Origin of the sequence: Bifidobacterium sp. ESL0690 (genome assembly GCF_029392315.1) — a bacterium.
Classification (GTDB): Bacteria; Actinomycetota; Actinomycetes; order Actinomycetales; family Bifidobacteriaceae; genus Bifidobacterium.
The window spans coordinates 317364-332070 of record NZ_CP113939.1 but is presented as its reverse complement, the minus strand read 5'-3'; the positions used below and the strand labels follow the sequence as shown (position 1 = coordinate 332070).

The 14707-nt window shown below is 55.7% G+C and carries 14 protein-coding genes; 1 reads left to right on the top strand and 13 read right to left on the bottom strand.

The window, feature by feature from the left end:
• Positions 1-98: 98 nt before the first annotated feature.
• Positions 99-2843, bottom strand: a complete 2745-nt coding sequence (locus OZX62_RS01190; protein ID WP_277176233.1) for a phosphomevalonate kinase — start codon at positions 2841-2843, stop codon at positions 99-101.
• A gap of 547 nt (positions 2844-3390) precedes the next feature.
• On the opposite strand from OZX62_RS01190, the gene OZX62_RS01185 reads away from it, so the two are divergent.
• Positions 3391-3744, top strand: a complete 354-nt coding sequence (locus OZX62_RS01185) for a phenylpyruvate tautomerase MIF-related protein (protein ID WP_277176232.1) — start codon at positions 3391-3393, stop codon at positions 3742-3744.
• 189 nt (positions 3745-3933) lie between these two features.
• Here the strand turns inward: OZX62_RS01185 and OZX62_RS01180 are convergent, their stop codons facing one another.
• From OZX62_RS01180 to OZX62_RS01125, 12 genes are all read right to left on the bottom strand, one after another.
• Positions 3934-4695, bottom strand: coding sequence for a hypothetical protein (locus tag OZX62_RS01180; protein ID WP_277176231.1), 762 nt, complete (start codon positions 4693-4695; stop codon positions 3934-3936).
• Positions 4696-4704: 9 nt separating this feature from the next.
• On the bottom strand, positions 4705-6270 hold the full coding sequence (locus OZX62_RS01175; protein ID WP_277176230.1) for a formate--tetrahydrofolate ligase: 1566 nt from the start codon (positions 6268-6270) through the stop codon (positions 4705-4707).
• A 253-nt stretch (positions 6271-6523) separates the two neighbouring features.
• The gene (locus tag OZX62_RS01170; RefSeq protein WP_277176229.1) at positions 6524-6895 is read right to left on the bottom strand and encodes a hypothetical protein; all 372 of its coding nucleotides are present in this window, start codon (positions 6893-6895) and stop codon (positions 6524-6526) included.
• Positions 6896-6999: 104 nt separating this feature from the next.
• Complete coding sequence (locus OZX62_RS01165; RefSeq protein ID WP_277176228.1) at positions 7000-8616, bottom strand: C69 family dipeptidase; 1617 nt, start codon at positions 8614-8616, stop codon at positions 7000-7002.
• A 176-nt stretch (positions 8617-8792) separates the two neighbouring features.
• Positions 8793-9350 (bottom strand): YbhB/YbcL family Raf kinase inhibitor-like protein, encoded by a 558-nt coding sequence (locus OZX62_RS01160; protein ID WP_277176227.1) that lies wholly within the window; start codon positions 9348-9350, stop codon positions 8793-8795.
• Positions 9351-9550: 200 nt separating this feature from the next.
• Positions 9551-10702 (bottom strand): DNA polymerase III subunit delta', encoded by a 1152-nt coding sequence (locus OZX62_RS01155; protein WP_277176226.1) that lies wholly within the window; start codon positions 10700-10702, stop codon positions 9551-9553.
• 159 nt (positions 10703-10861) lie between these two features.
• On the bottom strand, positions 10862-11488 hold the full coding sequence (tmk, locus tag OZX62_RS01150; protein WP_277176225.1) for a dTMP kinase: 627 nt from the start codon (positions 11486-11488) through the stop codon (positions 10862-10864).
• Positions 11489-11602: 114 nt separating this feature from the next.
• Positions 11603-11875: a DUF4160 domain-containing protein gene (locus tag OZX62_RS01145; RefSeq protein WP_277176224.1), complete on the bottom strand. Its 273-nt coding sequence runs from the start codon at positions 11873-11875 to the stop codon at positions 11603-11605.
• Positions 11868-12101 (bottom strand): hypothetical protein, encoded by a 234-nt coding sequence (locus tag OZX62_RS01140; protein WP_277176223.1) that lies wholly within the window; start codon positions 12099-12101, stop codon positions 11868-11870. Before OZX62_RS01140 ends, OZX62_RS01145 begins: the two co-directional genes overlap by 8 nt.
• A 427-nt stretch (positions 12102-12528) precedes the next feature.
• Positions 12529-13155, bottom strand: coding sequence for a hypothetical protein (locus OZX62_RS01135; protein ID WP_277176222.1), 627 nt, complete (start codon positions 13153-13155; stop codon positions 12529-12531).
• 116 nt (positions 13156-13271) lie between these two features.
• Positions 13272-13634: a hypothetical protein gene (locus OZX62_RS01130; RefSeq protein WP_277176220.1), complete on the bottom strand. Its 363-nt coding sequence runs from the start codon at positions 13632-13634 to the stop codon at positions 13272-13274.
• Positions 13635-13980: 346 nt separating this feature from the next.
• Positions 13981-14676: a hypothetical protein gene (locus tag OZX62_RS01125; protein ID WP_277176219.1), complete on the bottom strand. Its 696-nt coding sequence runs from the start codon at positions 14674-14676 to the stop codon at positions 13981-13983.
• Between the last annotated feature and the right edge of the window lie 31 nt (positions 14677-14707).

Sequence of the window (14707 nt, the reverse complement as noted above, 5' to 3'; positions counted from 1 at the left end):
GTCGTATTTGCAGCAGGGAAAGCATATCAAATACCATTCACGCTTTCAATGCTACGAATAAGACGTTTTGCATCAGGAAACACCCTATTGGTGTTTTCTCAGCGACGTTTTGCGAGCACCGATAAGTCAACACCCAACAAATGCGCCTCTTCGGCGGTTTTGCCGGTGACCAACAAGTCTGTGCGACGCAAGTCGGCGACCGTTTTCGCGCCGAGCAAGGCCATCAGCGAGCGCACCTGACTCTTCCAACTGTTGATTTCGGCGATCAGGCCGCCTTCGCCAGACGCATTCAAGACCTGCAGGAAATGGCCGGAGATGCCGACGGCCTTGGCACCCAGTGCGAGCGCCTTTACCACGTCGAGTGGGTTACGCACACCGCCGGAAGCGAGCACGGTCACGTTGGTTTCGCCAGTCGCTTTGTTCACAGCTTTATTCGCGCCATTAGCGGGTAAGTTGGCATCGGTTGTAACGTTGCCGGAATTTGAGGAAGATTCACTAGCGCTATCATTATTTAATATATTACATTTATTCGGCAACGACGCCAACAGACACAACGCCGTGGACTGGCCCCAACCGGCCATGTAGCCGTATTCGTGGCCAGCTCGCCGAGCGTTTTCAACGCGCGCGAAATCGGTGCCACCCCGACCGCTGACATCAACAGTGCGCACACCCAACTCAGCCAGTTGCCGCACGGTTCGCGCACTCATGCCGAAGCCGACTTCCTTGACCATCACCGGCACCGGCGAAGCCTTCACGATTGCCGCTATACGCTCTGGCCACGCGTCGAAATCGCGCGAACCTTCGGGCATCACCAACTCCTGGGCGGCATTGATATGAATCTGCAGAGCATCAGCATGAATCATCTCGACAGCCTGCAACGCCTGCTCGACGCTCACGGAAAGCCCGACGTTGGCAAAGACGAAACCGGACGGATCATGCTCACGAATCGTGGTAAATGTGGGCTCGAGTTTCGGGTCGCGAATGGCTGCATGCTGCGAACCGGAGGCCATGGCCAAGCCGGTCGCGGCGGCAACGCGTGCAAAAGAAGTGTTGATAGCCCCGGTTTTGGCCGACCCGCCGGTCATGGCATTGATATAGAACGGCACGTCCCACGTCGCGCCGCAAACCTGCGTGGCCATATCAACGTCGTTGACGTCGACGCTGCCCAAGCTGTGGTGCACGAACGCGATGTCATCAAATGCATTACGTTGCGTGTCGGCATGTTCGGCAAGCGCGAGACGAACGTGGTCGTCCTTGCGGTTCGCCCCGGCAGCAGGGAACTGCGAATTTACGCCAAGTACATGACCTGCCGAGACGTTCGCCGACATATTCGACATCCCCGAACCGGCGATACCGGCACCGCGATTACCTGCAATTCCAGCTCCAGCGGCACTCACAATATCGTTAATGCCAAACGCATCGCCGGCACCGCCGGCACTAGCACCGCCGATGCCATCGACACCACGTACACGAGAGACACCAGCAATATCAGCTATACCGGCAACACCTGCGACACCACCGATCCCGCCTACGCTGCCGACTTCAATGGCGCCGACGCTTCCAATACCACCAATCCCAGCGTCTTCACTACCGCCGGCGCGTCCGGAAAAATTTCCTTCGGCACGAGCGCTTCCAATAATTCCGTCAGACATATCGACGAGAGTTCCGCCCGCCCAATCGGCGAGCTCGACCTGTGGGGCGTGCACCGAAAGACCCAACGGAACGATGCTTTTCTCCTGCCAGCCGCGTGTGATAGCAGCACAATCGGCACTCGGTCCGGCAATCGCGATGCCGCAGTCGCCGCCGCCGGCACCGGAGCTTTTCGCCGCCGCTCCATGATTTTCCGCGACTTCTACCAGAGCACGCAAGGCTGGGGTTTCGATGGTCACGCCCGTAAATGACGAAAGGTTTTGCAGCAACTTGCGGGCCTCGCGCACGCGGGCGATGACGGCTTGCTCGTCGTCGCGGACCAACGCCGAAGCCAACGCGTCGACGCAGGCATCGCTACCGTTTAAAAAGTCCTGATACGTCCGCTCGTGTTCGGCGGCGCTCTGCTGCTGGACGTGGCCGACGAGCGAAGGTGTGGACGCGGGATTGCCGGTCCAACCAACCATCAGACGCAGGCTGCTGCCAGGCGCGAACGCGCGAAGGCGCGCGATGCTCAGCCCCGGCCATGGCATGTCAATCAGGTCGCTCAGCGCGGTGTCCTGCAAGCGATTGGTGACCCACTGCCGGTCGACGGCCGTGAAGCGGATGCAACCGCCGAACAGGCTCGCCGCCAGATCGCCGCCGGAACCGACCTTCTGGGCGCGGCTGGCCGAGACGAACGCAAGTTTATATTGCTGAATCGGGTCGAGCTCAAGACCGTAGAACGCGGTAAGCGCCTTCATCATGGCCACCGTCACCGCAGCGGATGAGCCCAGACCGTATTTACGGCCGGAGGCATCGTCGAGTTCGCTTTCGATATTGACGTCGTAGATTTTGAGGTCCCTGCCCTGCTGCTGGGCCAGCTCCTCGACTGCGTGGATGACGGAAAGCACGAACGCCGCGCCCGGCTGCTCGACATCGGGCACTGCACGCCCCGCGCGACGCCGCCAAGTCACCGACGCCTCGGGATGGCCTGCGGAATGGATACGGCCGACCGGATCAACGCCGAAAGGCTGAAGTTGAGCCGCTGTGGAAGTGGTGTCATGCTCGGTGATGCGAGCGGTCAGAAGACGATTGACGGCGACGAGAATCGCGGGGTGACCATGCTCGACCACGGCGTATTCGCCGGCGATATACAGTTTCCCGGGGGCCGTCGCTACGCTGCTACTCGGTTCCTGGGCTTGCCTACCGCTCATCGTTTGCCGTTCCTTCCCCTCGTATTTCGTCAACCACGTTCGCGCGTTGCGATGGCTTGCAAAACTCTTGAGTATCATAAATTGATACTTTTTAGTAAATCGCGTCATACCGCTTCGTGTCAACATTCTTAATGTACGCACAACCGGGGCGAAGAAGGTACCAGTAGGCATACTCTGCACCAAATACCCCGATAATCTGCGCAGCACCGCCACATTAGACGCTGATGATCCGGCAATAAACGCATTCACCGATTGCAAATGGAAAAGGGGCCAAAGTACAAGTGCGGCAAACAGAATGTCAGATTGCGGATGCAAAACCGCTCGCGTCACAGCTGCCGAAACACAATCTCACATTGCGGGCATAACATAAACAGGAGCATGGCCATCGCAGGCGCAACTTCAGATTGCGGACGCAACACCAGAACAGACGTGAGCATCACCAACGCAAGCGGCAGGCCAAAAATGGAATCATCGTGGTGCTATACACAGCGCTTGTCATAAAATATCAGTGACGATAACGATTCACCGCAAAACGCAAGGAGCTATCATGCCAGTCATTCATACCCACGTTTCCGTTTCCACCACGCCCGAGCAGCGCGAGGCGCTCAAGGCCGCATATGGCAAGGCCATCACCGCCGTTCCCGGCAAGACCGAGAGCTGGCTGATGTGCCCGTTCGAGGACAATATGCCGATTTACTTTGGCGGCACCGATAGCAAGCCGGCGGCCTACGTCGAGGTCAACGTCATGGGCGCGCCCGGAAGCATCGACCGTTCCGTGTGGGAGGCGATGTCGAAGCAGATCATGACCGCGCTCCACGATGAGCTCGGCGTACCGGAAGACCGCACCTACATCCGTTATACGGCTACGGGCGACTGGGGCTGGAACGGCGGCAACTTCTGATTGTTACGTCTGTCGGCGCTGAACAGCACTGAACGGCACCTATAGCAAATGTGATTAAAAGGCGATAAACATACCAAGAATTTTCTATGGTCTGTTTATCGCCTTTTGTGGGTTATAGCGTCTATAATCGCCGCACACAGGCAGCTATTGCAACTAAAGCAATCCATCAGCCGATAATTTTCAGCCCGCTTACTTGAAATCCAGATAGCGTACGAAAGCGCGGGGATGGTCCTTGCCGTTCTTGATGTTGCTGAAACCGAACAGTGCATCGCTTGGCAGGCTCTTGGCCTTCCACGTCTGCGAGCGGGAAAGGTCGAAGGCGATGGCGTCTTCTGCGCTCGTGGCCGGCTTGTCTTTCGCATCGACCAGAACGCCCATATTCAAGTACCGCTTGAGCTCTGAAGCGGTGAGCACTTCCGAGGGCTTGTTGACGAGCCCGCGTTTATAAAGCGTTGTTATCGTCTTCTTGTCGGAAACCATGGCATTGATCTGGCCGGCCGCAACCTGGGTCATGATTTTCGGGGAATCATCGGCATAACTGTTTTTGCCGATGTTCAGACTGCTGCCGAAACTCACCCTCCGCGCATCCTTGACGTTATCATATTTGACGAATTCGTCTTTCAACGCGCTGATTTGCTCAGAATCCTGGTGCATATTCACCGCTTCCAGCGTGAAGACCGGTGTGGGCGGCTTAGTCAGATACGTGACCACCAGCGAAATGGCGATAACGAGAGCGACGACAACCACGACCGTGCCAAGCAGAAAGTTTTGGACGAAATACGTCCCTTTCTGGCCGGCAGGAAGCTCGCGGAACGTGGTCCACTTCGACTGCTTGACATAGACGTTGTCTTTGGCAAGGCCGGAAATGGCCGCACGCTGGTCGGCGTTCAGCTGAGTAGTGTCGACTCCGCTGTGGGTATCACTCTCGTCGCCCTTGTCGTCTTCAGCCATCCGACGGCCTCAGACGATCTTCGGCATCGGGGTGGTGAGCGAAGTAGTGAGGTTGACTTGGACCACTCCAGCACCGAGATGCGGCTCGACCTTTTTGAGCGTAACGGTGCGCTCGTCAGCTCCAGCGGAATCGTCGTCGGTCATCGTAGCCGGGGACTTCACCGCGACCACTGCAAGGTCATCGATGCTCGTGCCGACGCCGTTGCACAGTTCAGTCGCTGCAGCCAGGGATTCTGTGAAACCGACTTTGGTCAGCACGCGGTCTGCAGGCACACCATAGGCGTTGTCGGCGATCCACTTCACATCCTCGACCAAGCCCATGCCCTTATGGCTGGCGTGGTTATCGGCGACTTCCGGATCGGCAGAATCGGCGGGGGCGTTTGTCGCGTCAGCGGAATCATTCGCGTTTTCAAGCGCATCAACAAATCCGTCAAGCTGCGGGGCCAACGCCTCGCCGCCGTCACGGAACAGATTGCCGATAATCGGATCACGGAAGTCCAAAGATTTCGCGGTGTCACGCAGGGAATCGATCTGATCGTCCTCACCGTCCCAGAGGTTGACCAGCGGGAAGGTCGGAATACCAAGGCTTTCGAGGCGGTGGACGTGGAACGGGTAGCGCCAGGCGAGCTTCGGATCGTCGCGCCATGTCGAAGCGCGGGTGACCACCACCGCGGCGGCCGGCCATTCTGCCCCAAACTCACGGCAGGCGATATCAAGCCATTTCTGAGCGCCGGCGTCGGCACCATACCCGGCTTCGACCACCACGACGTCGTGCAGCGCACAGGCCATTTCAACGGAAATCAAGCTCGGAATGCCCAGTGACACGTTGGCGAACGGGCCACAGTGCACGTAGACCGGCGAGCCGTTCACGGTTTCGGTCTGGGCCGGCTTCACCGCGTCGCCGAGGATACCGGTGATGCGCCAAAGGTCAATGAAATCGCCAAAAGCGACGGGGTTGCCGTCCTTGGTACCGGCGACCATCTTGGAGACGCGTTCGGCGATCTCGTCCATGGAATGGGAAAGCACGACGATCTGCATTAGCTCGCAGGTCGGGGTCAGCACCACGCGCTCGGGCACATTGCCCTTGCCGCGATCGACGGCAATCTGACGCAGCGAGCGCGACGGCACTTCGGAAACGCGCGGCACAAGAATGGTGTCGATAAGACCATCGTCAATGGCCTTCTCGGCGAAGGAAACCAGCAGGTTCTGCGCGTTTTCAATGGCAGCCATTTCGCCGCATAGGCCCCAGTCGATCAGTTCAGGATGGGAAAGCGAGGACTTGCCACCGCCAGAAGCGCCACCTTTGGAACCAGCTGCAGTGATGCCCATGCTCGGCTGGCGCAACACGGCGGTCGCGTCGATACCACGGGCACGCAGCGCGTCAATCAGCGCGATGGTGGTGGTGGTCTTGCCTTCCCCGCGCGAGGCCTTCAGCGGTGTATCAGCAGTGACGAGCACAACCTGCCCGTGCTTGCGTGGCTCGTCGGCGTGGTTTTTCAGGTAATCGAGATACCCGAACGCGTCGATTTTTTTGACCAGTCCATATTGAATGGTGAATTGATCGATCAGAGCCATGTTGTACCTGCTTTCGCGACGCATAAGAATTATCTGAAGTTGCGAAATCTTATCGCTATTTATGCACAGTCATATCCGCAAACCGACCGTGCCGGTAAAACCGCAACCAATACCCAAAGCCTATCAGCACACGTCGCCGCGAAGGACAAAACGCCCAGAAACAATCCTGTCATTCGCCTTCCAGCACCAACTCCATGCCATTGATATTCCGAACGTCTAAACTGCACTCGAAACTTTCAACTTGGCAAGAAAACTATTGGCGCGGAGCCACAAAACCGCCGTTCGGATGGTAAAGGGCATCAATCCGCGCATTCAAATCGGTGAAGAACCGTTCCATATCCTTGCGATTGCGCCTGCCCTGCATCAGAGTGCTGAAGTTTGCGTTCACCTTCACGTTCACCACTGACCCCTGTGCATCGGGTATCACTACAGCATTCATGTACTCACCCCATGCGGTCAGACTCACATGGGTGGAAAACACGCAGCTCAACGGCTGCGGACCCACCGAACGCAACCTGAAGAACTTGGAGCTTTCCAACATCTGCCGTATTTGCTCAAACATCACGTCGGCCGGCAAAGGATAACGCATCTGCTGGATTCGTGACGATTCGAATGGCTCAGCCATAATCTTTCTCCTTATGCGGCAAAAGGCCGGGCAACAGAACAACAGAAACCTTGGAATTCCAACGTTCTGCAATTGCTATCGACCGACCTTTTGCCATCTCACTTTCAGTTGTCGGAGCGGTCGAAACCGTTGGCCATCTTCATCGAGACCGTGTAGAGCACGGAGTCGAGCAGCGAGTCGGTCTCCTTCTTGATTTGGTCGGCCATCGACTGGTTCGCGGCACGCAGGATCTCGCGTACCTCGGCATTGCGAGTGGCGGCGATGATCTGGTTCGGCTCCATCGGCTCGACGTCGCCTTCAGGGTTGCCGGCGTTGAGTTCGGCCTGGGCCATGGATTCGGCGCTGGCCTCCTTGTCGCCGCCAAGCCGGGCGATCTGCTCGTCGGTGGCCGCCACCATGCGATGGCCCATGCCGCCGGTCAGCTCCTGATAGCGCTCGATGGCGTTGGAGGTTTCGGCGAACGCGGAGTTGCACAGCGCCGCGATGATGCGGTTCTCCCAGTAGAGGTTCTCAGAGGTCACGCGGGTGGTGGTCGCCTCGAGATAGGCCGGGGTGGCGTCGACGTTCGGGTAGAACGGCACCAGCGCATTGAACGGATTCGAACCGTAGGAAATCCACTGGATGGCGCGGTCGGACTGCGGACGATACGGACGAATCTGAATCACCGCAAGCTGGCTCTGACGGTTGATGCCGATGCAACGGTACATGTGACGGGTGCGCTCGTTTCCGAGGTGGCCGTACGGATCGTAAGGCGTGCCCTGATAATGCGAGCTCAGCACGTACTTGACGTCCTCGATGGTGACCTTGCGCTCAGGCTGGCGCGCCCACGGAATGTCATCGGATTCGGGAGTATGGTCGGCGTCCGGGCCGTCCCACACCTCATCGTACGGGTTCAGCGTGCGTTGCATGTACCAGGCGCGCGGGGTGTTGTAGACGTGGTCGGAATCGGAATGAGAACCGAAGGCATCGCGCGGGTTGAACGGGGTGGTCGCCTCGACGGCGAGGTCGAGGTGGTTGGCCTCGATGAACTCGTTGAGGTCGGCGGAGCACATGTGATTCTCCTGCTCGCTCAACGCGTCCTCAAGGTCGAACTCGTCGATGCCCAGCTGGTTCGGCATGGTGACGTAAGCCTCGTCGGGCACACGCTTGGCGATCCAATGATGGCCACCGACGGTCTCAAGCCACCAGATTTCGTTGACATCGCTGAAGGCGACGCCATTCATCTCGTTGGTGCCATACTGCTCGAGCAGCGAGCCCAGACGTTCCACGCCTTCACGGGCGGTTTTGATATACGGCAGCACGATGGTCAGGAAATCCTCTTCGCTGATGCCACCGGCGACTTCCGGCACGTAATCCGGCTCGCCTTCCTTGCCCTTGGCCGGCTCGAACTCGACGAATGGGTCAGCTCCGATGACACGCTCATTGGTGGTCAGCGTCTCGGTGGCGCTCATGGCCACGTTGGCCTCGTTGACACCCGCTTCGCCCCAGACGCCATCTTTGGTGTCCGCGTTCGGCAGCGACGTATACTGCATCGGATTGTCCGGCAGCTCGATATCGAGATGGTTCAGCACGCTGCGATAATGGCGAGGTTGATCCGCGGGCTTGGTCACGACGAAACGCTTCGGGTTGAATTCCCCGTTCGCCGAATCCTCGTTGCGCGCGATGATGGTCGAGCCGTCATAACTCGCGTCCTTGCCGACCAGAATGGTGGTGCATGCCATGTTTGTTGTTCCTTTCATAAAAGATCAATAATTACTGTTTACGAGATAAGGTCGTGCACTTTTCTACCAAAAAGTAAAAAGTGCATGAATGCTAAGCTGAAACTACCTAAAAATACCTTGAAATCGACACACTTTAACAATCGACCGGCAAAAGTGCACGATTCTGCTTTTCGCTCTTACTTGGCCGGATTGCCGATAAACGTGATCTCGGCATCGTCGATCGGACCGGTGTATTCAAGAATCTTATGGTACAAATCGTTGAGCCAGAAGCCCTGACGCATCTCCGGCAGCGGATCGACGGTGGCCCAGACGTGCAACACATAGCCGTGCGGTTTGTCGGGCGGAGTCGGGCCGTTGTAGTGCATCGTCACCGACGGGTTATCGGAACCGACGAACTTGCTGGCGGCGCTGGTGCGGCCTTGCGCGGCCTCGGGAATCATGGCTGGCAGTTGGCGCGAGAAGTCCGGCGGAATCTGCAGGGCGTGGGAATCGTTGAAATCGAACATCAATGCGTCAATCGGCACGTTGGCCGCCGACCAGTGAATCCACTCGAAGCCGCAGACGGGAATCGAGTCGGGATCGGTCAGCTGCCAGTGCAGATAGTGCATATTGGCCTGCACTTCATCGATGTAGAACGGAAACGAGACGATCGGCGTGCCGTCGACCTTGTATTCGGGCGCCGCTGCCCCGGTGAAATCGTCGGGAATGGTGGTGAAATCTGCTGAAATCTTCATGGTTCAAGTATCTCTCAGCCTTGTGACGAAAAGCATCCGTCACTTAATCAATAGTGAACATTCCGCTATCTGCCGTTCCAGCCACCGTGAAACACATAAGGACACAGAGATAGCGACCGTTTTGGCAACCCAGCCGACGACCGACCAGCTGCATTGCGACGACCTAGCCGACCGTAACCGGTCATTTCCATTACGCCAGATTACGCCAACAACGCACAGAACAAAGCTTCGAAAAGGAGGGGTTGGTTGCCGTTGCCGTTGAGACGGCGTCGGGCAACAGAGATGGATTCGAGACGATCGACCACACCTTGGCGGGTCAGGCGCTCGGCAAGGTTGACGAGAGACGCACGTTTTTCCTTGTTGATCAGCCCGGCCGAATCTTCGGCATTGTTTTGCAACACCGAGACATCACGGTAAACGCTGGAGATAGTGTTCAAATTGCGGTCGAGCACGTCTCGGCTGCGTCTGGTCGCCCTGCGCTTGATATCGGCTTTCTTGCCGATCTGATTGAAGGCACCGCGCAGTTGTGGCGGTATCCGGTCCTTCTCGCCCAAGCCGTTAATGCGCCGGAACTCGGCCTCCTGCTCGCCCGCTTTCTCTTCGACGTCGGCCTGCGCCTGGGCTTTGGCATTGTCGATGAGCTGGCCCGCAAGCAACACGGCATCCGAAGCCTTGGCCATGTTGAGCACGCCGGAGACCAATTCGGCCCGGTCACTTCGCACCCGCTCGTCAGTGGCATAAAGTTTGGCCACGCCAATATGACCCTCGGCCAGACGCGCGCATTGGGCAGCAAGTTTCGGCTCGATATGTTCCTGCGTTTCCAAGAACTTAGCAACGGACTTGGTTGTCGGCACCGCAAGATTGATGACGCGTGTACGCGAACGAATGGTCGGCAGCACATCCTCGGCGCTCGGTGCACACAGCAGCCAAATGGTGTGCGGACTGGGTTCCTCGATCTCCTTGAGGAGCACGTTAGTGGTGCGCTCGAGCATACGGTCGACATCTTCGATGATGATGATCCGCCAAGGGGCTGTGCTCGGCGTCTGCTCGGAGGTCTCGATCAGGTCGCGGACCTCATCGATGCCGATGGTGACCTTGTTCGTCGCCAAAATGGTGACATCAGGATGCGTTCCGGCCAGTACCTGCTCGCTCGAACGTTCGGGTTCATCACTCAGGCCATGGCTCGGACTTTCCAGCGCGGCCGCAAACGCCCGCGCGACGTTGGAACGACCGGATCCAGGAGGGCCGCAAATCAGCCACGATTGGGCGATGGCCTTGGGGTCGCCGGAAGCGACGGCGCGCAGCCGTTCGACCACTTGCTCCTGGCCGACAATCGAGTCCCATACGCTCATTGTTCCTCCACTTGTTTTCGTAACCCCACCTTATTGCCCGCCACAGATAGACAATTCAATTACATTACTTAAACGTTTCGCTTGCCTTTCGAAATCGCTAGATTCATATATGCAATATCACGTTGCGCTGCAAAATTAGCTAATCCACTATGTCGCCCTTTACAGCCCACACGACCAATCAGCCAACAGGTCATCGGCATCGGCACGAATCTGGTTCCACACCTCATCAATCGGTTTCGAGGCATCGATGACCTTGAAACGCGACTTCTCATGCGCCGCCAAATCAAGAAAGGCCTGACGTGTCCTCTCCTGAAACCCGTTGCCAGCCGATTCCATTCGATCTTCGTTGTGATCAAGCCGGCCATGCGAAGCCGCCGGATCCATATCAAGCAAGTACGTGCGTTCCGGAAGCAGGTTGTTCGTCGCCCACAGGCTCAGGTCCCTCACGTCCTCCTGCGTCAACTCCCGGCCACCGGCCTGATAGGCCAGCGAAGAATCGATGTAACGGTCGGAAATGACCACGGCCCCACGCGCGAGCGCCGGCCGAATCACCTCAGCGACATGCTGGGCCCGATCGGCGGCAAAGAGCAATGCTTCGGTGCGCGGCACAATCTCTTCCCCATGCAGCAACAACTGACGCAACGCCACACCCAACTTCGTGCCGCCCGGCTCGCGGGTAACCACAACCTCACGCCCCAGCTCTTCGACGTAATTCTTCAGGCGCTTGACCTGCGTGGTCTTCCCGACCCCGTCGACGCCTTCAAACGAAATAAACACCCCGCTCATAATCCTCAATTCCACTTACTGACAACTTCCAAATCCATTATCCGTTACGACCATACTTTAAAGCCGACTACACACCGTGAAACGAATGAATGGCCGCCGATAATGGCTCATGTCTTATTTATCAAAATGATAATCGCTACCAAATTGATATGACCAACGATCAACGATCTTCTTGTACCTGTCTTCGACCGCATCCTCAATCTTCGAAACCTCATAATCGGAAAGCCCACCCCGATTGTGCGCCAGAAAAGCATGACCATCTTTGGTCAGGATAAATTTGCTCAGATCGCGTTTCCGCCCTTTACCGACATGTACATGAACGCCATGGTGCATATCTTGCGAACTGAAGAATACCGAATAACCCATCACACGAAACAGTTCAGTCATGTCCGTACTTCCGATCTATCGACCGGGCACGCTCAATCATCTCGTAGTTCTGCCGGAAATAGCGATGGACAAAATCCAGACTATCCTTCGGAAAAGTCGACGATAATACATTCCCCTCATTATCGAGCACGGCTTTCCTGCCATATCCGATTTCCGTAATAGTCACCGTATCGGCGTTATACCCCAGGCGGATGCCATCTTCCTCAAAGAAGTCATCGCACTCCATATTGCACCTCCTTTCCTCCTGCAATACCGCCAATTGTAGCGGAAATGCGGGAGGTCGCGAGGCAGGGCGAGCGCGACGGGACCGAGACGGAACCTTGATATCTGCAGGCCTGCGTTTGCCGTTGCCTGCGATTGATCGAGCCGGCATTTTGCTCCTTTCGCTTGTATGAAATCCTCGTTGATTCCATCGAAGCACAAAACACAAAATTACCGGGGTAAAAACGGGCACTGTGGTCGAATGATAGGGGTTATCCACATTTGAGGCGTGTCACGGCCTACACCCGCCAGTTATCCACAAAAGCCGATAAAGTCCGTCGTTTTATCCACAATCAGCGGTTTGTTGGAAATTTCCCGCACACGGCACTCGCGATTCAGACAACTCGTTTCAGACAACGCTTGATTATGCCGAAACAAACCATTCGACTCGCTCAACCCTTTAAAGCCAGCTCGTTCCAACCGGTCTGAGCCATCCTCGCCCTTCTGGCCTGTTGCGGGAACGAACCGTCGGAGTCGAATTGCAGGCTTACCCCTTCTTCGGTAAAGTCCAACCCACATACGCACATGCGCAGCTTGTTATCCATAGGATCAATCCATTCGCCGATCGCCGCATAGGAAATCGGCAGGCAGTCCTTCTTGATTTTGAAATCCTGCAATACGGGTTGGTTGTTGTTGCCGGCATAACGATTCTTTTGATATTTAAAGACAACGTCACCATTGGACTTGCGATGAATCTTACCTATAATGAAACCTCTAAGCCCATAAGCTTCAGCTAATTTCACGGCGTCGAAATAAAGGTAGTTACGGTTCGGACGCAATGCGACCAAATCCTGAATAAGAAAAGCCAAGAAGAGAATTCCGACCACCACAACGGCAACAACCACATCGACTTTGGTGATTCTTCCGGTCTTTCTCCAAACTCTTACCAAAGCAAAAATCCCGATAATAACGAAAATAAGTACCATGAACAGCAAATCAACGCGTTCCTTTTTCCTGCCCGCACTGGTAAATCGTTCTATTCCGGGTTTAATGACCGGCCGTTGGTTGTCCTCTTGCATTCTTTCTCCCTAATCTAGCCACAATGCCGAGTCTATTATACAAAACACAATGAATTAATTAAAAACGATATCACCTACAGTTTTCGATATTCATAATTGAGTTCGCATCAGCTTCGTCATTGGCCGAAATGCTGCCCCTTCTTCGGCGCCGTGGATATCGCCATATAGATAAAGGCGATTATCGCACCGGCACAAATAGCCGCTACAGTCCAGGCATAACACCAACCAACTGTCCCACAAAATTTCTGCCATAACGCCTCACTAGGAATCGTACATCCGGTGGTTTGCATTTCATGCAATCCAATCCACCCATACCAAGCGAAATAGGCAACTAATACCACAATCACCAAGATGAAACCAAAAGTAACATACTTCGACGGTTTTTGGACCTTTTTGGGAAGAAACCATGAATCCTGCCCCGAGGCCGTCCAATAGCCTTCCCCCTGAGAAACCATAGGCTCCATTGGAATCTGATCCATAACACTCCTCATCGGTTTAGGTAATAAACGGCAGGCAATCACCGACTTGCAACTCCAAGCAACCTCAACTCTTCGAAGTCGTATGTGCTCCGCTTTAGCAGATTTTACTCTTTTATGTTATTTATGTTACAAGATTCAAGAGTTTTCCTGTTTACCCACCTATTTCCCGGCTATACTCTTGCGCGGAAGATTTCCAGTGACTCTGTGCATATGGCATTCGTTGCCTTTAAAGCCGGCTGATTCTCGCACCGCCCGAACCATGTCAGAACGCAAGTTCAGCTTATCCGGCTCTTTTCAAGACAACAGACCAATAATCTTGAACGCCTGTTATCAGGCATCAGGACCACTACAAAAACAGACTGTGATCCAACTTGTGGCATCGCCCTTGAACCAACGGGAATTTCGGGCATACGCCAAGCGTTAACGTCATGCCTTCGGCGGTGATGTCTATGGTCGCCAAGCGAAAAACGAAATCAGAGCCCTCTTTCCTACGAATGGATACAAAAGTGGAAAGCGGCAGGTGCCTTCGTTGGACGGAAACCGCAGAAAGCTGGGAAAGATCCCCATCATTGGCTCTCCGCAATTTGGCCACAGCGGCAGGATCGGTCTCTGGATCACTGAAGTCTCCGCCATACCAATACACTCCATTGACCTGATACAGCTTCGCAATATCGTTGGAAGGGTACATACGCTGCCCTGGCTTCAACAGTATCATCGATGCCATGCCGACGGCGGCAAGCACGCAAACAACCGCCTGCAGCCAAGCATAAAGCCAACCTGCCATACCGCAGAACACTCGGAACTGGTCCACGGCAGCAACCGTGCACCCGGTAGTCTTCATTTCATGCAAACCGTTCCACGCCATCCATGCGAAATATACGAACGCCACGGCAAGGCAGGCAACGCCTATCCAACTGGTATATTGTTTGAACGTTTGAGGTTTCAAGACCTTATCGGGAAGAGGCGCACAATCCCTTTCCGCACTCGCATTCGTGCCACGGTAGGCCTTTTCACAATCGGCAAGGTTCATTGATTCACTCATGATATTCCTCATCAATTCCCGATAGTCAGTA